Here is a 21,421-nt window from a genome sequence, read left to right as displayed (position 1 = left end):
ATCGAAACGACGCTCGGCACTTACGGTCATCTTTACCCCAACAGTAACTTTGAAGTCGCAAAAAAGCTCAACGGGATCTTCTCCAAGGAGGTACCCGATGAGCCAAAATAATTTGAAAAGGGTCAAAATTGTGCCACCATAAAATCGGTGGTGCTAGAAACCTTGATACCACGGGACGGGCGCGAGATGTGCCATTGTTCCCGGGAAATATGCCGAAACATGAACCAGCTTGCCCCTGCCACGCCGTTTAGACGTTGCGGGGGTATTATTTTGCTCAAAACAGCCTAATTACTATTTTCAGACAAATACTTATGCTATGATAATGGCAATAAAAACAGATGCTAAAGGAGGGCAACTTTTGGCGACAGCAATTACGAAAGACATGGTCCGCGGCTACCTGACTGCCATCGTTCTGAACGTCCTCAGTCAGGGCACTAGCTATGGTTATCAGGTCACCAAGGACATCAATGCGCTGAGCGGCGGCGCGTACACGATTAACGAGGCAACTCTGTATACCGTTTTCAAGCGGCTGGAAAAATCTGGCTGGATCGAGGGTTACTGGGGTGATGAGAGTCAGGGTGGCCGCAGAAAGTATTACCGCATCACCGCAGCCGGCAAGCAGCAACTACAAACAGAACGCAGTACTTGGCAGCTGGCCAAAACAACTTTGGAGGCGTTAATCAATGGCAGTAAATAATGAACTAAAACAAGCAATTGCGCAGCAACTGGATACAATTTTTGCCGTCTACCCCGCTACGGCCGCGTTCATGGATCTCCGCGCGGAAATTAGTGGCGACCTCGAGGCGGCAACAAGCGACAAAATCGCATCCGGCGTCCCGACAGATGAAGCCGCTACCCAGGCAATTGCCGACTTCGGCGATATCGCTGGCCTCGCCGCGCAACTTGCCGCAGACCAAGGCGCAGTCACCAGAGCCAAGGATACCTCTACAGATGTCACAATCGATAATACCCAACCCGGCGGTGCAACCCACACGATCAATGTTGGCGCCGATACTGACACCATCACTATTGATGGCAAGATTATCGGCGTCGACATTACGGCCGCAGAAGCGGCGACGCTAGCTAAACAGGATACTAATGCGGACACCGATTTGCAGTTGCCAGCATCAACACCGCAGAATGAGTTACACTGCAACCTCTCCGGAATGACTGAGCTCCATATCGACTATGATTACGACGAACTCCACCTCATGCCCGGCAGCGGCAACGATTTGGAGGTCCACGAATATTTCAGCAACTTCAATCCGGAATACGCGGGCCAAATCATGCAAAATGCTGGCGTCGTTACTGTTCGCCACGGCGTTCGGCCCAAGCCGACCCCCCGCATCACCATCGGCAAATTCAAGCTCGGCTTTTGGACCAAAATCGTCATCGGGGTCCCCGAAACCTTCACCGGTAAACTGCAGGTCACTAACCGCAACGGTAACGTCGCCGCGCTCAATCTGCGCGACTTGGCGGCAGCTGACATCAACGTTCACGAAGGTAGCGTCCAGCTGGCCTACCTAGCTAGCAAAACCCTGACTGTTAATACCGACGACGGTAACATCACCCTACAGGGTAGTCAGTTGGGACCCGTCCAGCTCACCAGTCGCGATGGCAACTTGCTGATCGAACAATCTGCTCTAAGCGAACTGACGGCCCGGTCAGAAGACGGCAACATCAGCGCCAACAATTTGAGCATCACCGGTACAGCTAAGTTAAACACCCGTGACGGCAACGCTGAAGCCACCACCGTCCGTGCGCATGCGCTGCAAGTCGAAAGTAAAGACGGCAATCTCAGTGCCACCAGCCTCACCGCGGATCAACTGACCCTTAGCACGGCGGACGGCAGCATCAAGGCGGACCAGCTTGCTGGTGCAACGACGCTCCGTGCCGACGATGGCAGTATTCACGCCAGTTGGACCGCTCTGACCGGTGACATCACCGCCAGCAGCCACGACGGTAGTCTGCACCTCGACCTACCACGTACGGTCAGCTACAATTTCGATTTGCACACTGACGACGGCAGCCTGCGTCAAGACGAAACCAACGTGCAGTTTACCAAGCACAGTACGCACCACCGGCAAGGGTATAAGGGCCAAAACCCAGAATTCACAATCACTGCCAGTACCAATGACGGCAATTTAACCATCTAGATAGCAAAATAAGGGGCCACCTCAAGCTAAACTGCTTGGGATGACCCCTTTTTAGTTGTCTTTTCAGTTTACTGATTAGCAAATACCCGCAGCGTCTTGTTCGTGGCCTTAGCCGTGTGCACCAACTGGCCCTGAATAATGTGCCGCTCTGGCTGCAAAATCTGGTTAGACGAGCAGGTAACGAGCGTGATCATGTTCTTGCCCGGAATGTCGTCAATGTACTGCACCTGGCTCTTGTCGACCACCTTCTGGAAGTCAATTTTGTAGGTGTAGACCGTGCTCTTATCCGTGATGTAGATGTTCGCACCGGTCCGCACGTTCTCCAGCGGCGAGAACAAGGTCTTCTGCTTGTGGATGTGATGGCCCGCCAGCGCGTAGTTGCGCTTGCCCATCTGCTGGTCCGGCTTCATGGTTCCAGCCCCAACGGCGAGGTTGTTGCCCCCGAGCCCCTTCATGATTGGGAGGTAAATGCTGACACTCGGCACGGAAATCATGCCAATTGGCTTCAGGTTACGCTCAACCGCCGCTTTGGTGACGTTGTTTAAATCGAGCGCTTCGACCTTGGCAAAATCATAAGAGGCCTTGACCTTCTTATTCTTTTTAACATCAGACTTTTTGAGCGTCTGCGTCGTCCGCACCGCGCTTTGGGACATCTGGTTCACCATGAATAACTTGATTTGTTCATTGAAGATGAGTGCCAGACTCACCGCAAACCCAAGCACGATGAATATCCGCCACGCCCACGTGCGCCAGCCGCCGCGCTTTTGCTTCTTCTTGTCACCCTGTGCCATGGGGCCACCTCCTAACTAGTCAGCAAGAATCGTGCGGGACCGCTTAAAATACCAAGCACTAATAACGCCAGTACAGCATTAACTGACGTCCCGGCCAATATTAGCCGCACTAATCTTCATGATAAATAACTAATTCTTCTAAGCACATTATATACTCTTCACAAGCGTGCTCCTAGCAATTTTCGCCAAAATCCGCAATTTATTTACGAAAAGTAAGTGTCTCTCAAACCCTACTCTTCGCAAATTTCTGAAAATTAATCCTTACGAAGCTGACTTTTTTCTGCTATCATAACCACTTGGCCCAGTTGACGCTTGCGTTAACGGTCCGCGACAGCATAGATCCGTGCTCGGTCGCTATGAAAGAAGGTATTTTTCCAATGGATCAAAGTATTAGCGCCACTGCCGACCGGGCACGTGTGCAAGTTAAGCACCCCATGCTCGCTATGGTCAGCATGCTCGTCGGTGCGTTCGTCGGCATGTTTAGTGAAACTTCACTGAACATCGCCTTACCTAGTCTCACCGCCAGCCTGCACATCGCCACCGCGACTGCATCCTGGCTCGTTACTGGTTACATGCTCGTAATCGGTATTGTCCTTCCATTCTCCAGTTTAATCAGTAAGTGGTTCACGACCCGTCAAATTATCATTTTCGGCCTCTGTGACTTTATCGTCGGTGCAATTATCTCTGCAACCGCCGGTATCTTCCCTGTGCTCTTTCTTGGCCGCATGATTCAAGGTATCGCAACCGGCCTGATTTTGCCGCTGATGTTTACCGTCGCCATGCAAGTCTTCAAGCCTAGTAAGCTTGGTGCTGCCATGGGGATGTGCGCACTGGTCATCATGTTCGCGCCCGCTATTGGGCCTACCCTCACTGGTCTTGTGCTTGCTAAGCTCAACTGGCACTGGATTTTCTGGCTGTTCATTCCCTTCCTTGCAATTGCCCTGATTTTTGCAATTACTAGCTTGGAAAACGTGGGGAAAATTACCCGGCAAAAGGTCGACATGCCTGCAGTTCTGGAATCAGTTGTCGGCTTTGCCGCACTAGTTTCCGGCGTTAGTCTTGCCAGCAGCCGCGGTTGGGGTTCCCCAATCGTCCTCGGCCTGCTCGCAGTCGGCATTATCGTGCTCGCACTGTACGCCCGCCGCGAAGTACGGTCCAAGGCACCAGTGCTGAACCTGCGCATTTTTGCCATTCCTGAATTCCGCACCGGCGCAACGCTGGTCATGCTTGACTTCGGGATCATCCTTTCTGCAATGTACCTGCTCCCAATGTACATCCAGAAGGGGCTATTGCTCCCAGTCGCATTGACCGGGATCATCATGCTGCCTGGTGGGGTGATCAACGCCCTTGTTTCCGCTTTTGCCGGCCGTCTTTATGACCGCTTTGGCGCCAAGATGCCAACCCGCATCGGCTTCATCATCGCCCTGATTGGTGCAATCATGCTGGCAATGACCAGCAGCACTAGCTCCGTGGCTTACGTCATCGCCGCCCACGTCATCTTGATGATCGGCTGCCCGCTGGCAATGTCACCAGCCCAGACACACGCCCTGAGCGCTTTGTCTGGCATGCAGTCAGCCGATGGTAGTACCATCATGAACACCATGCAGCAAATCGTTGGTGCCATCGCAACCGCCCTGGCCACCAGCCTGCTTGGTATCGGGACTGCCGCCGCTAGTGGCAAGTCCGCTGCCTTTGCATTTACCAACGGTGTCCATTACGGCATCTACTTCACCGTCGTGCTGATCGTTGTTGCCTTGATTGTTTCCCTCGGCATTAAGAACCCCGCCAAGAGCAAGGATAATCACTAAGCACTTTTGCACCGCGAATTCAGACATTATAAAAGCCAATGGAACCACTACTTATTTACGTAGCGAATCCCATTGGCTTTTTATTTTGGCCAAAATTATGTTAGGCGATGTAAGCCGTGTAGAAAAAGTAGCCCGCGAGTCCAAACGCCGCAATCCCGATCACGATGCGGAGAGCCCGCTGTGGGATGTACCGCACCAGCACCGGCCCAATGTAGCCGCCGACGAACATCCCCACACCGAGCAGAAGCACCATGGACCAGTACACCTTGGTGGTAAAGGCATAAACAATCAGTGAGACAACGTTAGTGAAGAAGGTCGCGAAGTTTTTGAGCGCATTGGAAACGGCGAACGGCACCGGTAAGGTCAGCGATAAGATGGCCAGCATGACCACCCCGGCTGCCGAGCCGAAGTAACCGATATATAAGCCAACCAGGAACACCAGCGCGTTCCGCACGAACAGTTTCCAGCCGGTAACCGCATGACCCACGGCATTTTTAGGCTGTTTATCGCGCGCCGTCCAGAGCATCAGCGCACCGGCGATGGCAATCAGGAACGGAACAATTTTTTCAAAAGTGCGGCCGGGCGCCACCGCCAGGATGATGGCCCCGACGATGCCACCGACAACGGCATAGCCCGTAACCGCGTAAACTAGCTTCCGGTTAGACTTTAATTCCCTGGCCGAGGAAATACCCGCGCCGACCCCAGTGAAAATCATCGCTGCAGTGTTCGTGACGTCGGCAGACACTGGCGGCACCCCGAGCGCAATGAGCACCGGATAGACGATTAGTGACGCCATCCCCGCCATTGATGAGAGCAAGCCGCCAGCAAAACCAGTTAAAATCAAAATAAATGTCAGCAAAAAGCCATGCATTGGAGAACCCCATTTCTATACAGCAGTTTCAGTATAGCGCTAAAACTGCAGTCTAATAATAGGGGCGCTGTTAACAATCCACCGTGCAACCGCGGCATTGACCTAGCGCGTGGCGGCAAAGCTCCCCGCAATCAGGTCCGCCAAGTCGGCAACCGTGCTGAATTTATCAAGCCGCGCACTTAGCCAGTGTTCTTTGGACATGTGGTAACCCGGCGAAAATCCGGCTTGCTTTTGCAAAATGGAATTCAGTTCCGGCTCGACCTTCAGATCAACAATATCCAGTTCATTAGTTCCTGGCAGTCCCAGCTTATTAGCCGGTACGTTCATGACGATGCCAAACCATTTGCCGTTTTGATGTCGCAGCGCAACATAATTTTGGTAATGCTTAAACGGCCGGTCAACCACGGCGTTATATTCATTCTGGCAATACTCAATCAGTTCATCCCTGGTCATGTGTCTCACCTCACCCTCAATTATAGGCACTTGTTTCACGTGAAACGAACGCTACGTGCAGTCCCCAGGGTACACAAAGCTCCCCCTCTGGCGACCAAAAAGGTAATCGGCCCAGAGAAGGAGCGGCAAATTGTCCAAATCATTAATTTTCGCTTCAGCTAGTTTAACTTGCTGAGCCAACCGCACCACGATACTTGTTGGCGGTAACTTCCACATCATCCGCTAAGTCAGTTACTGCAGTCGGGAGCGACTTGCTCAGCAGCAGGTAGTGGTCCAAGTGGCTGGCCAACTTAACACTGACATCGCGGTAGTCAGCGCCCTTCTTCAGGGCCGTACCATTATCGAGTAACAGCTGCCGCAAACCGTCATCCGCATCTGCAGGCAAGGTCTTGTAAGCCTTACTAATCTGATTATATAATTTCTTGTCTTTTTTATTCAATGTTATAGCCTCCTAGTGCTGCGTCGTACATCTGTAGGCGTTTACACTTTATAAGGCTTATTATAGTCCTTTTGTGAACCATTTGGGCACACGCTTACAGTGAGTCGTGGTCAAATTAAGCATCAGGCAATCACGTTATAACAACCGTGGTTCCACGTGAAACTATCTAAAAATGGCGGCAACGCTAATCAACGTTGCCGCCATTTTGATAACTTAGTATTGATCACCGTTAAAAATCGAGTTCTTAACGATCACGTAATCAACCTTCCGCAGGCTCAACAGGTCCTTGCCCCCGGCGTAGGACACTGCCGACTGCAGATCCTCCTGCATCTCGCTCAGGGTGTCCTGAATCGGCCCCTTAACGGGAATCAGCATCTTTTTACCCTCGATGTTGTGATGACTGTTCTTCTGGTAGGAGGACGCGGAGCCGTAGTACTCCTTGAACCGCTTGCCATCGACTTCAACCGTTTTGCCCGGTGTCTCCTCATGCCCGGCGAACAAAGAACCAATCATGCACATATCCGCACCAAAGCGAATCGACTTGGCGATGTCACCGTGGTTACGAATGCCGCCATCGGCAATGATTGGCTTGCGCGCGGCCTTAGCACACCAGCGCACCGCGGCAAGCTGCCAGCCACCGGTACCGAAGCCGGTCTTAAGCTTGGTGATGCAGACCTTTCCCGGTCCGATACCGACCTTGGTTGCGTCAGCACCGGCGTTTTCAAGTTCGCGCACCCCCTCGGGCGTCCCGACGTTGCCGGCAATCACGAAGCTTCCCGGTAGCAGCAGCTTGATGTGGTGAATCATGTCCACAACGACCTGGGAGTGCCCGTGCGCGATATCAATGGTAATGTATTCTGGCGTCAGGTTGGCGTCGGCCAATTCTTGGATAAAGCCGAATTCGCCAGGCTTGACCCCAACAGAAATGGAGGCATAGAGACCCTGCTCATGCATGTTGCGCACAAAATCGAGCCGCGTTTCCGGTGTGAACCGATGCATGATATAGAAGTAACCTGATTGTGCCAACTGAATAGCCAGCTTCTCATCAATAATGGTTTGCATGTTCGCCGGCACCACGGGAATCTTGAAGGTGCGGGGGCCGAACTTAATACTGGTGTCGACCTCTTTACGGCTGCGGACAATACACTTGTTCGGGATCAGTTGGATATCTTCGTAATCAAAAATTTGCATCGGGCATTCCTCCGTTCAAAATACGAACATTATCGTGGATGAAACAATTATCATTCACACCAAGAGATTACTATACGGGCACAGCAGCGAAAAGTCAAACAAAAAAATAAAATAATCAGCGTTAGTTCGTGTTTATCATGTAATTTGTGACTACTAGCAGCACATCTGTCCTCATAACGCCAATAATTGCGAATTAAATGTTTAATTAGGGGATCGTGGTCAAGGCATTTAGTCAAGCGGTGGACCGCCGCTCTGTAGTTAAAAAAGCCGGGCAGCACGTAACGTTTAGCTACATCCTACCCGACCATTAATATTTTGCATTAAACATACCAGCTGGATTGACCATTCCGTCCCAATGCCGTCGCCGCCGCTTCGTGAGCAGTTGTGGCCAGTTCAGAAACGGCAGCGGGAACAGTTTCATGCTCGCGCAGATAGTGCCGCAACTGCCCGGACAATTTGAGGCTCACCAAACGGTACGCGTTCCCATCCTGAAGCTGCTTAGCATAGCGCGTCAATATCGCCGCCAGCTCCTGATCATTTACTGCGGCTTGTGCAGCGTTAATCTGCTGCAACAGTGCACTTGCTTTTGCATCCATCCCTTAAATCTCCTATCTTGGGCCATGTTTTGCGTGCAAACCCGAATATTTACGTGCATTGCTTTACAAAGCGCAAGGATTCATGTTACTCTCTAGACATGGTGCCAAACCATATTAGCGGGTTGGAGGATCGGCGCGAAAGCGTTCAGAAGGTCTGAAGGCTCGCTTGCTTTTTACATAGGAAGTTTCATCCAGCGCGACTACGCAAGCTACCCCAGTGGTAACTACCCGTAGCCGCGTTTTTTTGACCGCTAATCAGTCGGCAGCAGGCCTTAGATATCCTTGGTCAGCACATCAACCACCTGCTTATTACCGGCACTGAGCGTTGCGTCCACACTGCGTAACTGTGTAAAGCCCTGCGCCTGCCAGAACGCAGCGGCTGCTTTGTCAGCGTGCACTGTTGCCAGTTCCATCCGTTTGTAGCCGTGACCAGCAAACGCCGCAATTAGCTGTTTCAGCACCGCGGTCCCGTGGCCCTGCCGGTGGTCCATGATTTCGAGCAGACCGACGTAAATTGTCTCCTTATCAGGATAACCCTCAATCAGATCGATCACGCCGATGGTTTCCTGACCGTCTTGAATCAGCCAGTAGTGTTTAGCCTTGTCCTGCACGGCTGTCGGGATCTCCCGACTATCATAATCAACAGTCGCCAGCGTCGGCTTGGGCTCGCCGATTACCCGGTAGTAATCCGCATTCGCCTGGTAGACCTTGAGCGCTTGGGCCCGCGCTTCGTCAGTCGTTATTGCTGCAAAAGTATACATGCTCCGCCTCCATAATCATTTAGCTTTAGTATATACCACTGTCCGGAGCGCGCACGCTGCATTGAATCTGTCCGGAACCATCCGCAACAATCTGTGTGATAATAGCATTGAGTTTCCGCTTATTAAAACAAAGGAAGTTAGAACATGCCAAAATTCATTGATTCACTAACATTTAAGTCTGGTGCCACCGTCAAGAACCGTCTGTTCATGTCCCCCATGACCACGCAGCAGAGTTTCTATAATGGTACCGTCACCCGGGACGAGATTGATTACTACGCCCAGCGTGCAGCCGGGCTGGGCGCCGTCATTACCGGGGCCGCAAACGTTCAGGATGGTGGTAAGGGTTGGCCCGGTGAGCTCAGTATCGCTGGTGACCAATACCTCCCTGAACTCAGCCAGCTTGCCCGCGCAATTCAAGGTCGTGGTGCCAAAGCCATCGTCCAGATTTTCCACGCCGGCCGCATGACCAGTTCCGCAACCTTGTCCGGTGCTCAGCCCGTCTCCGCCAGTGCGGTTGCCGCACTGCGGCCAGATGCAGAGGTGCCACGGGCCATGACCGTTGATGAGATTCACGCGACCGTTGCCGCTTTTGGCGAAGCGACCCGCCGCGCCATCACTGCGGGTTTTGATGGGATCGAACTGCATGGGGCCAACACCTACCTGCTGCAGCAGTTCTTCTCCCCACACTCCAACCGCCGCACGGATGAGTACGGCGGTAGCCTGGAGAAACGTTACCGCTTCATCAGCGAAGTCATCAGTAGTGTCTTTGCCGCCGTCGACAAGTATGCCGACCGGCCGTTCATCGTCGGCTACCGCGTTTCCCCGGAGGAGTTCGAAACTCCTGGCATTCGCTTTACCGACACACTTTGGCTACTGGACCAGCTGCGGAAGACCCGCCTCGATTACCTGCACTTGTCACTGAATAACTACAGCCGCAAGAGCCAGGACCCGGCATACCAGGACCAGTCCATGTTGGGCTATGTGCACGACGAGCTAGCCGGCCAGCTGCCACTAATCGGCGTCGGCGGCGTCCGTAGCCGCGCAGACGTTACGGCAGTCCTGGAGAACGCGGACGCCGTGGCGGTTGGGCAGCAGTTGCTGTTTGACCCTGAATGGGCGCAAAAGCTAGCGGCAGCCGCTGACGATACCATATTAACGGCCCCGTTCACTGCTGCTGTTAAGACCGCACCCCTCAACACGCCATTGAAAGATTTTGTTAGCAGCATGATTACCAGCCGTGCGGAGCGCATTGCGGCCTACCGCAAGCAGCACCCTAAGCAATAGTAATTAGCAAGCTAATAATAATATTTTAGTGATTCAGGTCCCACTTTAGCAGTACCAGATTAAACTGCTGAGCGGGACTTTTTTTGTGCGAATTTTGCTTGCATCTCCATATGTATCGCAGTACGATATACATGAAGATATATCGTAGCACGATATATAGGAGGTGGCACCAATGTCCACTCTGAACCAACTACCAATGACCGAAACGGCCTTCTACATCCTGCTCACACTCCTGCAGCCAACGCACGGTTACGGCATTATCCAGCACGTTGCCGCAATCACGAACCAGCGCATCGTTTTGGGAGCGGGCACACTCTACGGCACTCTCAAGAAAATGCAGGATGAGCAACTAATTGACCTCGTGGATGAAGAAGGCAAACGCAAAATTTACCAGGTGACAGCAACGGGCAAGCAACTGCTCCATTCTGAGCGAAAGCGGCTGCTTGAACTGACACACAACGCGGAGGTGCTTGATGATGCGGATTAGAAAATTTATTCCAGTGTGGCGCATGGAAGACGAGACCAGCTTCCTGACCGAGCAGCTGCATGCGGGCTGGAAACTCCGACAGGTACATGCTCTCGCTTACGATTTCGATGCTAGTGCCAATACTAATGGTGTCGTCGTATCTGATTATCGCAACATCAGGGATACTGAGGATTACCTCGCCTTTATTCAGGAATCAGGCTGGGAATTGATTCAAGCGGTCCGCTTTCTAGATGGTAACTACCTCTACCTGTACAATCCAGACAGCCAGGCCGCCCTCTACTCTGATCCGGAATCGCGCATCGCCCTGCTCAAGCGGGTCCGGTCGCGCTGGACGATGATTGGTGGGCTTTGTTTATTACTGCAGCTGCTCGGCCTGATACCGTCACTGATTATTAACGGACCGCTGAATGGAATTGACCTCGCAATTTACCCTCTGATGCTAATCGTGCTTGCACTCTACACCTATAATTTTGTGCACCTGACTGGCAAGATTCACAAGCTGCAGCAAAATAACAGCTAATAATCCTGGCATCAATCTTGCTTGCACGCACCATGGTTTCCCAAGAAAGCGTATCCATTTGCCGCTTATAGACTTATAATGATGGTGAGTTTATGCCTGTTGGGTTGAGGTCCGCACTTAGGAGGTGCCAGCAATGTTAGAGAAACTTGCAGCCGTAGTTTGTTTAGCACTTGCAGTTTGGCAATTTTATGCCACGTACAAGTTTATTAGGGTAGCAAAGCCTGCCAGTAGCGTTAATACAACAATTTTCAGACCCATCGGCATTGGCTTCAGCGCGTTTTTTGGCCTGATCATGCTGTATGCTAGCTTTCGCTTAATGATTGGTTTTCCATAAACGTTTGCAACTATCCAGAACACTAAAAGTCCCACCGCGCCGTTAAATCAAGCACGGTGGGACTATTTTAATGGCTACCGTTAATCCAAAACTTTCTGGAGCGCATCTGTAGCAACCTTGCTGATATTCACATCTGCAATCCGTGCCTTGTCACGCAGATATTCTGGCAACATAATATTGACCCGGACCTTCTTTTGTGCCGCTTGATACGCCGCTTTTTCACGCTGCCATTGGGTCATGTTCACACTGATGTAAACCACACTGTCTCCAGCTTTCAGTTCCCATTCAGAAGGATCCTGCGGCTTCGGATAGTCAGTGCCATCCAACATCGTGGCCAATGCGTCTACTGCCTGAACTGCCGCCTCTGCACGCGTGTCGCCCTCGGTTACCATCCCGGGGATATTGGGACTGGTAACAGTGAAATAGTGACCATCATCATCATTCGCCTCATGAAAAATTGTCGGGTAAACCAGCACATTATCACTCATCATCTTTATCTCCAATCTATGCAGACGAAGTTATTTCAAACCAATTTGCTTGAGAATCTTATCCTGTGTGTATTTTCTGATCTCTTTTGCGTGAAATGGAATTTCCGTCGTTCGGCCATCCGGATGTCGATACCGGCGATGACCGCCCTTACCCTTATTGCGCTGATACACAAAACCCTGCTGAAGCACCAATTGCTCAAGTTTGCCCGGTTTCATCGGCATTAAAACATCCTCGCTCTCTTAATTATATACGCATTAATGCGCATATAAAAGCCATTTTAAAAACATCGGCATTCTGTAGATATTACTAGAATTCGGAGAATGTACTGTTTGTAACCGGTATGTGCGTAACTAATTTGCAAACATGACATCTTGAGTATTTCAAACCGACGGAAAATTATTTAAAGCCAATCTATATCACTGCCAGCGGTGTCTTCTTATCCGGAGCCGGAAAGTACTTATTAATCAGAGCGAGCTCGTCCAGCGTGAAGGTGATAGCGGCGGCTGCAATATTTTCCGCCATGTGCTTGGCATTGCCAGCCTTAGGAATACTGAGCACTTGCCCGCTCCGAATCGTCCAGGCCAGCATTAACTGGTGCTCCGTGATGCCCTTACTGGCGGCGAGTTCCCTCAGCGATGCGGGCAGTACGATACTTTTACCATCCCCAGAGCCGAATGGTGAATAGCCGATCGTAGCCACGCCCGCCTGCTCGTTGGCGGCCAACAAATCGAACTCACTGCCCCGCGCCGTCAGGTTGTACAAAATTTCGTTGGCGTGAATGCCTGCGCCACCCGTAACGGCGAGTGCTTCCGCTAAATCAGCCGTGTCAAAATTGGACACACCGTAATCGCGAATTAATCCCTCCCGCTGCAAATCCTGCAAAGTACTCATCGTTTCACTGAGCGGTACTTCACCCCGCCAGTGCAAAAGGTACAAGTCGAGGTAGTCGGTACCTAGGCGCTGCAGGCTGTTGGTTAGTGCATTCCGCAAGTCCGCCGCGGCGGCATTGGCCGGGTAAAATTTAGAAATCAGGTAGATTTTGCTCCGATCATGTTTGCTGATTGCGTCGCCAACCAAACGTTCAGAGGCCCCTTCGCCGTACATTTCGGCTGTATCAATTACATTCAGGCCGTGATTCAGGCCGTATTCCAAGCTTGCCAGTTCCTGTTGGTACTGACCAGAGTTACCGACACCCATGTGCCAAGTGCCCATGCCGAGTACCGGCACCTGCTGCTTGCCAATTGCCATTTCTTGCATCGTCTAACGATCCTCTCCAAATTGACCCCTTGTCGATCAAGGCTAATAGTTTCCTCGTCAAGCCTAATTATATCAGGCTCAGTTAATAGTTAGCTTGCTACTTAATGCTTTGACCACTAAGTTCCAGTAGTCGTTGCCGCAACCGCGGCTGCACCGCGTAGATTCCCAATCCCTGTCGGCCCCGCTTCAGCAAAATATTCACGGTGTGCATGATGATAGCCTGCTTAGCAGCTTCCGGATCAGGTAACCCCGGGTGCTTGCGAAAGGCTTCGGAATCTTCAAAGCGCGCCGGAGCAGTCACAATCTGGTCCGTTCGCGGGTCATAATCGACACTTGGCCCCAGAATCACTCCAGCGTAGTTGAGGTCAAAGCCCTGAATGGTGTAAATCGAGCCCACCTCGTGCAATGTTTCCGGCCGCTCCGCCCAGGGCCGGTCGGTGAAGTTAATTTTGTCCCAGGGCAAGTGCAAGCTCCCCGCATCAACATACCAAGTGCGGTCCGTGTACACGCGGAAGGGAAAATCACTGGTGGCAATCAGCCGTGCAAGCCCAGACTCCCGGTCGCGTGCCTGCACCCAATCGTACAGCGGCTGGCCATCGTCAAAGACCCGCAAATCGAATTGCTGCGGCTTGGGCAAGGGCCGCAACTGACCGTTAACGAAATCGTTGATCCAGGCGCTAACAGCGGCGTCTTGTACCCGCAGCTGCCCGTCCAGTTGGAACTCCCGGACTGCGTGGCCGCGCAGGTGTCGCTGGAGCATCCCCACATCCCAGTGGCTCTTCAGTTTAACCACCTGCTGTGGATCGAACACGAGCACCACGACCCGCGCCAACTGCAGAATCGCGTCGAGCTGATTATCGCCAGTGAACTTGTTAAAGGGGTCGCTTTGACTCAGCAGTAGGTGGGCCTCGTCGACAAACACCACGTCCGCCTTGCGCCTGCGCTTCCGCATGGCGTTAATAAACGGCGTCGGCTTCACAAAGTCGCGTTTGCGCAGCGCCGGCTCCGCAGCCGCCACCTCCTTGTAAACTTTGAGCATCTCATTGTGATTCACAAGTAGGTAGTTATCCCTGACTTGCAGCGGATCAGTACTATCAGCACTGCGCGCGGCCGCCTGCAGTTGGGTGAACACGTGGGCGAGCGCCGCACTTTTGCCGGACCCGGCGTCACCGTGTAATACGTAAACCGCGCTCGGATTGGCGTCAGCGTGGGCCCGAATGAAAGCCAACATGTCGGCGGTCAAGCGTCGCTGATCTGCGGTTGGCTCTGCACCGGCTGGCAAAATAAATGTGGAACTAGCTAAATCTGGCAAAAGAACCTTCTCCTTCTCAATAACCAGCTACCTACTCATCCCCTGCAAATTAGTGCGGCATCAGCATATGCCTCAAGCCAATTCTCAAGTGAGTCGCGAAGTAGACAGCTAAGTTTACAGTTAATATTAGCACGTTGCTTTAATTTAACCGCAGAATCCACAGCGCTAGTTTCACGTGAAACAAAGCCCTAGCCGGTAAACACAATCAAAACACCCCGCAGCCACTTTTAGACTGCGGGGTGAATAATGGCAACACTTAGTTGAAGACCCGGGCAACTCGCGTGATGTAACTACGCTGGCTGTTCTTTAGGCTGGCAATCATGACGCGTGGTGGCCATGACTCGATGACCCGGTTACCACCGAGATAGATGGCAACGTGCCATACACGGCCATCACTAGGGTTGGTGTAGAAAATCAAATCGCCGCGTTGCCGCTGCGAATACGGCACCGTCTTGAAGTGCGAGCTGGCCGCCATGATTCGGCAGTTCCACTCGTTACCTGGGTGCGCGTGCTGAATCGCAGAGACGGGTAAGGGGCTGATACCCGCGGCGTATAAAGCCTGCGTGACCAGGCCGGAACAATCCGTCCCGTAGTACGGGCTGGAGGACGCACCGACGATATACGGCTTACCGAGATACTTGTAGGCGGCCGCAATCATGGCTTCGATGTGCTCGCTGCGGGTGTTGTACCACTGGGCCCGGAGCGGAGCAACGTAAGCATCAATGTTGTACCACTCAGATTTCTTGAAACCCATTTTGACCCAAGTGTTCACATCAACGACTCCGGTTGCGCGCAAACCGTGGCTGCGCTGGAAGCGTGCAACTGCAGCAGTAGCGGCACCCGTCATGTTGGCCCGATGCCGCGAAAGGCCTAAGCGACCCAGGACCAGCCAAGTCTTAATGCCCTCGTAGTTGTAACCCAAGTTATAACCGGTCTTGCCCGCGGGCTTGATTTGCTTGTAGGCGACTTGGTAATACCTGCTTGGGTTCTGGTAAGGCACGGCTTCGGCAACCGCCGCGGAGTGAACCCACTGGTTACCGCCAATGTCATACCACATCTTATTACCGGCGACTTTCTGGGCAAAGAACTTCCAGTAGCTCCCCGCCTTCAAGCGTTTACCAGTAGCGGCAAAGGAACTGTTGAAGACATAAGCACCCTTGCTGCCAACCCGCACAACGTTGCGCTTAACACTGGATCCGTAGTTGATGGTCTTGCTGACGCGCGTGCGGCTCAGGTAAGTGGCCGGGGCCCAAATGTTGGTGCCGAGTTCGTACCACATCGTTCCGTTAACACTCGTCGCAGCAAAAGTCTTCCAGGCAGTACCGCTCTTTAGCATTTTGCCTGTCGTTGCACCACCGGGAGTAGTTGCCGTCCGGACACCATACCCGGGCACGTAATCAACGTAAACGGTCGTGCGGTAGCTGCTGTACTTCGGCGCAGCAGGCTTAGCCGCCACTTTTGCTACTGGTTTGGTTGGCGATTTAACAGCAACCTTCTTCGCTGGCTGCGTTGCCGCTTGCTTACTTGACTGGGTGGCTGATTGCTGAGCCGTGACCGTCAAGCCACTCGCATTGAGCCATTCGTTGGTGCCAACTTGATACCAAGTCTGCCCGTTAACCTGGGCAATGGCGGTAAAACCGATCGTGTCACCTTGCCTGAGAGTTTTAACCACCCTTGCGCCAGCGGTATCAGCACTCATAACTTGCACGGTGCCGGCAGTGACGCGGGCAGTCCCAGCCACCCGCTGCGCCTTCGCGCCGGCACTCACTTGCGCCGCAGCACCATTCGTAGCGGCACTGACCGGTAGATAGTTCAAGCTACCAAAGGTCATGCCGACCGCCAACGTTGCGGTGATCAACAGTTTACTTTTCTTCATCATTCTTCCTCCAAGGATAACGTCACCATAATGATTGCAACGATAACGCCCCGATTTTACAACAATTAGTTTCGTCCCACCAGTGAAAACGATTGCATTTGCGCAAAAAGCACTTAGGTCAGCTAGTCGGCGCCATATACTGACCAGTTCCACGTGAAACAAGGGCCCACCGCAAAATTACGATGGGCCCTTGGTGACCATGCATTCAATTAGTAAATATTATAACGGCTTACTTCGCCCAGACATCTGCCAGCACGTTCGTCTGCTCGCGGTCGGGGCCAACGCCAAAGGTTGCCAGTTCCACGCCGGTCAGCGCTACAATCCGTTCAATGTAGTGCCGCGCCGCCGTTGGCAAATCGTCAAGACTCTTGGCACCAGAAATATCTTCCTTCCAGCCAGGCATCTCTTCGTAAACGGGGCTGCATTCAGCCAGTTCCTTGAGGGAAGCTGGGAAACGCTTGATGACCTCACCGTCGGGCTTCTTGTAGGCCGTGCAGATTTTGACCGTGTCCAGACCTGTCAGCACGTCAACGGAGTTCAGGCAGAGGTCGGTGACCCCGGCAACGCGCCGGGTGTGGTTAACGACAACGGAGTCGAACCAGCCGATGCGCCGCGGCCGACCGGTAACCGTGCCGAATTCATGCCCAGCGTTGCGGATGAAGTCACCCGTTGCGTCGTTCAGTTCACTAGGGAACGGGCCATCACCGACGCGGGAGGTGTATGCCTTGGCAACCCCAACGACTCGGTCGATCCTGGACGCGCCAACACCGGAACCGGTAGCAACACCACCAGCCGGGTTGGAGGAGGTCACGAATGGGTAAGTCCCCTGGTCAACATCAAGCATAATGCCCTGTGCACCCTCAAAGAGGATGTTCTCGCCGGCATCAACCGCATCATTCAACAGCACGGAGGTGTCAGTAACAAATGGCGCCAGCTGCTGGCCATAAGCGTAGTACTCACCAAAAATATCGTCGAAGCTCATTGGCTCCTGACCGTAAACCTTGGTGAAGAGGGTGTTCTTCTCCGCTAGGTTGGCCTTGAGTTTCGCCGCAAAAGTATCCTTTTCGAGCAGGTCGCAGATGCGAATGCCGACCCGGCCGGCCTTGTCCATGTATGCAGGCCCGATGCCGCGGCCAGTTGTGCCAATTTTGCCGGCACCCTTCGCCTCTTCTTGGTACTTATCGAGCGCAATGTGGTAAGGCAAAATCACGTGGGCGCGGTCACTGATGCGCAGGTTGTCACCCTTGACGCCCTGCTTCGCGAGCCGGGCGAGTTCCTCGACCAGACTCTTCGGGTTCACAACGACCCCGTTACCGATGACGGACAGCTGGTGCGGGTACAGGATCCCGGATGGAACCAGCCGCAACTTGTAAACCTGACCGTTTGCATGAATCGTGTGCCCGGCGTTGTCGCCGCCCTGGTAACGCGTGATAATGTTCGCGCCCTGGCTCATGAAGTCGGTAATCTTACCCTTACCTTCATCGCCCCACTGTACCCCAACGATAACTACTGTGCCCATAATGAATTCCCCTTTTCTGCGGTTGTGAACTTCAAAACCCAAACAATAGTATCAGTTGTGGGGTGAATTAACAAGACTTATTGGGGTCAAAAGTGAATTATTCGCCGTAAGCTGGGCTAGTAAACGGTTTAAATACGAACGGGGCCATCATTGAGTAGCCCTGATAGTAGCCGTTGTCCAATCAAAAAATCACCCGCAACCAATTGATTACGGGTGATTTCACAGGATATTCAATGATTCTATTATCATTTTGCGTAGAGCTAATCTTATTCTTTGTCATTATCCCGCAGCCATTCCTCCTGCAGGTAAGAGTAAATACTGTCAAAGGACGCATCCAACACCTGCACATACTTGAACCGCGTCCCCTCGCTGGCCGGTGCGCCGAGCGGAATCACGGTGAACGCATCATCCCCAACATCAACAACACTACCGGTAATCGCCTCGGGAACCGCGGCACTGCGCACCCGGAGTACCCGGCCGATAATCTCGGCTTCGGCGACGATGCTGCGCAGAACATCGTCATCAGTATCGAACTCACGCTCCCGGTTCAGCAGCGGTGCCTGCACAAAGTGGTGCTGCAGCGCCCAGGTTTCGTAGAAGCTGACCGTCTGCAGGTAATCAGAATCGGTGATGACCGCGTTAATGTTACGGAGCCGAATTAGCGAGTAGCCGCCAAACTGACCGGCCATGTCGAGCAAAGCCAGCACCACAAAATCGTTGGTAACCGCCTGCACCCGGCCCACGAAAAAGTTATCGTTGTTGACACGGGTCGTAATGGCAAGGAGTTGCTTAGCCTGTTGCGCGATGCCAAACAGCTTCCGGAACTCACTCACGTTGCGGTACCGGCTGCTGGCCAGATGCCGCAGCTGCGCCCTTTTGCCCATCAGTGCTGTCTCTAGGAACAGATCGTAGCCCTCGTACTCCAGGGCGCAAAGGTTACTAAAGTCAACCTGCACGCTACGGTGGTCGCTATAGTTGAACTTATTGAACACGTCCAGCTGCATCGAATCTTCCGCAACCGCGGTAATCTGGCCCTCAAGGTAGGTCTCAGTGTCCATTGTGACCGCCATCACAACCTGCCCGGTGCGGCGCATGTTCTCCGCCACCTGGTAGAGCAAGGACGAATCAACATTCAAGGGCAGCCGCAGCGGCGTCACAGGCACCGCGGTGAAGCCTTTTTCCTCCGAGCGCACCATGCGGTAGGTCATGGTGTCAATGTCGGCACCAGCCACCTCGATGGAATCGATCACGCTCATGGCGACAAAAGCGGAGCCGTCCGCCAAGCCGGCATCATTGTAAGTGTGCAAAACGACCCCGTCATCGGCGACAGCCTGCACGTAGCCCGTGTAGAAATCGTCGGCATCACGCTGGTAAATATTGATTAACAGATGCTGCGACTGCGCAGTCCGCAGACTCAATCCAATTCCATCCATGGGCAAACCCTCCTTCATTGAAACAAACCCGAGCGGGACAGCCGAAACCGTAACCCTACATTATTCGACCAGAGCCATGCCAAGACACTTACAGGCTGCATGGGCACTGCCCACTGCAGCCTGCCAAACTAAGCTTTACTCATGCTGATAAGCAATTGAAGAGAACTTGTTGAGCGGTTTAACGAACAAAAGTTTCACGGTCCCTCGCGCCCCACTACGGTTCTTTTCGATGATGACTTCCATCTCGGCTACGTCGTCGTTATCGTCATCGCCGCCACCACTATCACCGTCATCCCCATCGCTGTCCTCATCGCGGTAGTAGTCCTCACGGTAAAGGAAGGCAACGATATCGGCATCCTGTTCAATGGCCCCAGATTCACGGATATCGGAAAGCACCGGCCGCTTGTCCTGCCGCTGTTCGACCCCACGGGAGAGTTGGGACATGGCAATGACGGGCACATGCAGTTCTTTAGCAAGCTTTTTGAGCTGCCGGGAAATGTTGGAAACTTCTTGCTGGCGGTTTTCCTGCCCACTACCTTCGATCAGTTGCAGGTAATCGATCACGATGAGCCCGAGATCGACACCTGGCTGCCGCGCAAGCCGTCGACATTTTGCCCGGATCTCGCCGACCCGAATCCCAGGAGTGTCATCAAAATAAATGTTAGTTTTGGATAAACTCCCGGCGGCAACGACCAGATTGTGCATCTCTTCGTCGTTCATCTGCCCGGTGCGCAGGTGCTGCGAATCGATGGAACCTTCACTGCAAAGCATCCGGTTGACCAGTGACTCCGCACCCATTTCCAAACTGAAGATGGCAATGGCCTTGTCCGTCTTTGTTCCGACATTTTGGGCAATGTTGAGGGCAAAAGCCGTTTTCCCCATCCCGGGTCGCGCCGCGATAACGATGAACTCGTCCTCGTGGAAACCGGTGGTGATTTCGTCCAGGTCCTTGAAGCCAGTCGCTAGTCCGGTCACCGACTCGCTGTTCCCAATCAACTTGTCGATATCATTCATCGACGCGCCCAGAACATCGCGGATCCGCCGGAAGTCCCCGCCACCGCCTTGGGAGATGGTCGAGATTTGCTCTTCGGCGTCTTCAAGCTGAACTTCAGGGTCATCGCTATCTTCATAACCCCGCTCAGCAATGGTGTTAGCAGCCTGAATCAGCCGCCGACTGGTCGCCTTTTGCTTAACGATGCGGGCGTAGTAAACGATGTTGGTAATCGTGGGCACGGAATCAGCGAGCTCAATAAAGTACTCCTGACCTCCGGCGTCCTCGAGCTGACCAGACTTCTCCAGCTCATCAGCAACAGTCACCTGGTCGATAGCCTCGCCGCGGTCGGAAAGAGCGGTCATGGCTTCAAAAATCAGGCGGTGCGCTCGCCGGTAAAAGTCTTCCGGCTGCACGTATTCCTGCGCGTCAGCCATGAGGTCTGAGTTAATGAGAATTGATCCCAAGACGGACTGCTCCGCCTCATTGCTCTGGGGCAGCTGGCGCCCACCAGTTGGCGTTTGATCCATTGCCAAGTCTCCTTCCAAATAATCCGTTTAGCCTGCAAAAATGCACAGACGTTTAACTTAGAGTTTAACACAAACGAGCATATCCCCGGTGCTTTCTCTACATAAGTGGTCTGTAATTACCAGACTGAGATAAACCCGGCCCGGGCTGAAGGCACATCTACCTACGCGGCCGCTGCTTGGGGGTGACAAAGGCGAGCTGGGGGCCGGGTTCGCTACGCTGTCCATAACTCTACGGGTAGCAAGCTGCACAAGAGTTATGGCAAGCCTCGGAAAGTTCGCCGAGTCTTGACCCTGAACCCGAGCCCGCGTCGCTGCGCTCCTTC

Annotated in this window: 22 protein-coding genes; 7 read left to right on the top strand and 15 right to left on the bottom strand. The window is 53.0% G+C overall.

Annotation, left to right across the window (positions count from 1 at the left end; translation table 11 throughout):
* Nucleotides 1-382: 382 nt before the first annotated feature.
* Nucleotides 383-697 carry a PadR family transcriptional regulator gene (locus GN107_RS10110; protein WP_230678604.1) on the top strand — a complete coding sequence of 105 codons (315 nt, stop codon included), beginning with the start codon at nucleotides 383-385 and terminating at the stop codon, nucleotides 695-697.
* Nucleotides 684-2,156, top strand: coding sequence for a DUF4097 family beta strand repeat-containing protein (locus tag GN107_RS10105; RefSeq protein ID WP_155287741.1), 1,473 nt, complete (start codon nucleotides 684-686; stop codon nucleotides 2,154-2,156). Before GN107_RS10110 ends, GN107_RS10105 begins: the two co-directional genes overlap by 14 nt.
* A 68-nt stretch (nucleotides 2,157-2,224) precedes the next feature.
* On the opposite strand, the gene GN107_RS10100 is transcribed toward GN107_RS10105, so the two are convergent.
* Nucleotides 2,225-2,947 (bottom strand): class A sortase, encoded by a 723-nt coding sequence (locus GN107_RS10100; protein ID WP_155287740.1) that lies wholly within the window; start codon nucleotides 2,945-2,947, stop codon nucleotides 2,225-2,227.
* A 377-nt stretch (nucleotides 2,948-3,324) separates the two neighbouring features.
* On the opposite strand from GN107_RS10100, the gene GN107_RS10095 reads away from it, so the two are divergent.
* Nucleotides 3,325-4,755, top strand: a complete 1,431-nt coding sequence (locus GN107_RS10095; protein ID WP_155287739.1) for a DHA2 family efflux MFS transporter permease subunit — start codon at nucleotides 3,325-3,327, stop codon at nucleotides 4,753-4,755.
* Between the two features lie 100 nt (nucleotides 4,756-4,855).
* On the opposite strand, the gene GN107_RS10090 is transcribed toward GN107_RS10095, so the two are convergent.
* The 6 genes from GN107_RS10090 to GN107_RS10065 form a co-directional block, all read right to left on the bottom strand.
* Nucleotides 4,856-5,626: a sulfite exporter TauE/SafE family protein gene (locus tag GN107_RS10090; protein ID WP_155287738.1), complete on the bottom strand. Its 771-nt coding sequence runs from the start codon at nucleotides 5,624-5,626 to the stop codon at nucleotides 4,856-4,858.
* 102 nt (nucleotides 5,627-5,728) lie between these two features.
* On the bottom strand, nucleotides 5,729-6,079 hold the full coding sequence (locus GN107_RS10085; protein ID WP_155287737.1) for an MmcQ/YjbR family DNA-binding protein: 351 nt from the start codon (nucleotides 6,077-6,079) through the stop codon (nucleotides 5,729-5,731).
* Between the two features lie 163 nt (nucleotides 6,080-6,242).
* Entirely contained in the window at nucleotides 6,243-6,518 is a 276-nt protein-coding gene (locus GN107_RS10080) for a bacteriocin immunity family protein (protein WP_196246323.1), read from the bottom strand.
* Between the two features lie 213 nt (nucleotides 6,519-6,731).
* On the bottom strand, nucleotides 6,732-7,709 hold the full coding sequence (gene guaC, locus GN107_RS10075) for a GMP reductase (RefSeq protein WP_155287735.1): 978 nt from the start codon (nucleotides 7,707-7,709) through the stop codon (nucleotides 6,732-6,734).
* A gap of 320 nt (nucleotides 7,710-8,029) precedes the next feature.
* Entirely contained in the window at nucleotides 8,030-8,305 is a 276-nt protein-coding gene (locus tag GN107_RS10070) for a bacteriocin immunity family protein (RefSeq protein WP_155287734.1), read from the bottom strand.
* A 272-nt stretch (nucleotides 8,306-8,577) separates the two neighbouring features.
* Complete coding sequence (locus GN107_RS10065; RefSeq protein ID WP_155287733.1) at nucleotides 8,578-9,066, bottom strand: GNAT family N-acetyltransferase; 489 nt, start codon at nucleotides 9,064-9,066, stop codon at nucleotides 8,578-8,580.
* A gap of 144 nt (nucleotides 9,067-9,210) precedes the next feature.
* On the opposite strand from GN107_RS10065, the gene GN107_RS10060 reads away from it, so the two are divergent.
* The 4 genes from GN107_RS10060 (at nucleotide 9,211) to GN107_RS10045 (ending at nucleotide 11,691) form a co-directional block, all read left to right on the top strand.
* On the top strand, nucleotides 9,211-10,350 hold the full coding sequence (locus GN107_RS10060) for an NADH-dependent flavin oxidoreductase (protein WP_155287732.1): 1,140 nt from the start codon (nucleotides 9,211-9,213) through the stop codon (nucleotides 10,348-10,350).
* Between the two features lie 172 nt (nucleotides 10,351-10,522).
* Complete coding sequence (locus GN107_RS10055; protein WP_155287731.1) at nucleotides 10,523-10,837, top strand: PadR family transcriptional regulator; 315 nt, start codon at nucleotides 10,523-10,525, stop codon at nucleotides 10,835-10,837.
* Nucleotides 10,824-11,357 (top strand): DUF2812 domain-containing protein, encoded by a 534-nt coding sequence (locus tag GN107_RS10050; protein WP_155287730.1) that lies wholly within the window; start codon nucleotides 10,824-10,826, stop codon nucleotides 11,355-11,357. The genes GN107_RS10055 and GN107_RS10050 overlap by 14 nt, the downstream gene beginning before the upstream one ends.
* Nucleotides 11,358-11,490: 133 nt before the next feature.
* On the top strand, nucleotides 11,491-11,691 hold the full coding sequence (locus GN107_RS10045; RefSeq protein ID WP_155287729.1) for a hypothetical protein: 201 nt from the start codon (nucleotides 11,491-11,493) through the stop codon (nucleotides 11,689-11,691).
* Between the two features lie 80 nt (nucleotides 11,692-11,771).
* Here the strand turns inward: GN107_RS10045 and GN107_RS10040 are convergent, their stop codons facing one another.
* The 8 genes from GN107_RS10040 to dnaB all read right to left on the bottom strand — a co-directional run bounded on the left by GN107_RS10040 (nucleotide 11,772) and on the right by dnaB (nucleotide 21,098).
* The gene (locus GN107_RS10040; protein ID WP_308779592.1) at nucleotides 11,772-12,182 is read right to left on the bottom strand and encodes a type II toxin-antitoxin system HicB family antitoxin; all 411 of its coding nucleotides are present in this window, start codon (nucleotides 12,180-12,182) and stop codon (nucleotides 11,772-11,774) included.
* A gap of 27 nt (nucleotides 12,183-12,209) precedes the next feature.
* The gene (locus tag GN107_RS10035) at nucleotides 12,210-12,401 is read right to left on the bottom strand and encodes a type II toxin-antitoxin system HicA family toxin (RefSeq protein ID WP_155287728.1); all 192 of its coding nucleotides are present in this window, start codon (nucleotides 12,399-12,401) and stop codon (nucleotides 12,210-12,212) included.
* Nucleotides 12,402-12,591: 190 nt separating this feature from the next.
* Nucleotides 12,592-13,437: an aldo/keto reductase gene (locus GN107_RS10030; RefSeq protein ID WP_155287727.1), complete on the bottom strand. Its 846-nt coding sequence runs from the start codon at nucleotides 13,435-13,437 to the stop codon at nucleotides 12,592-12,594.
* 97 nt (nucleotides 13,438-13,534) lie between these two features.
* Nucleotides 13,535-14,749: a DUF2075 domain-containing protein gene (locus GN107_RS10025; RefSeq protein WP_155287726.1), complete on the bottom strand. Its 1,215-nt coding sequence runs from the start codon at nucleotides 14,747-14,749 to the stop codon at nucleotides 13,535-13,537.
* 256 nt (nucleotides 14,750-15,005) lie between these two features.
* A complete protein-coding gene (locus tag GN107_RS11405) occupies nucleotides 15,006-16,625 on the bottom strand; it encodes a C40 family peptidase (RefSeq protein WP_230678603.1) in 1,620 nt (539 codons plus the stop codon).
* A gap of 229 nt (nucleotides 16,626-16,854) precedes the next feature.
* A complete protein-coding gene (locus tag GN107_RS10015; protein ID WP_155288061.1) occupies nucleotides 16,855-18,144 on the bottom strand; it encodes an adenylosuccinate synthase in 1,290 nt (429 codons plus the stop codon).
* 266 nt (nucleotides 18,145-18,410) lie between these two features.
* The gene (locus GN107_RS10010; protein WP_155287725.1) at nucleotides 18,411-19,577 is read right to left on the bottom strand and encodes a hypothetical protein; all 1,167 of its coding nucleotides are present in this window, start codon (nucleotides 19,575-19,577) and stop codon (nucleotides 18,411-18,413) included.
* Between the two features lie 135 nt (nucleotides 19,578-19,712).
* The gene (gene dnaB / locus GN107_RS10005) at nucleotides 19,713-21,098 is read right to left on the bottom strand and encodes a replicative DNA helicase (protein ID WP_155287724.1); all 1,386 of its coding nucleotides are present in this window, start codon (nucleotides 21,096-21,098) and stop codon (nucleotides 19,713-19,715) included.
* Nucleotides 21,099-21,421: the final 323 nt, after the last annotated feature.

This window comes from Lacticaseibacillus zhaodongensis (assembly GCF_009687905.1).
Lineage (GTDB): Bacteria > Bacillota > Bacilli > Lactobacillales > Lactobacillaceae > Lacticaseibacillus > Lacticaseibacillus zhaodongensis.
This window is presented reverse-complemented; position numbering and strand designations above follow the sequence as displayed.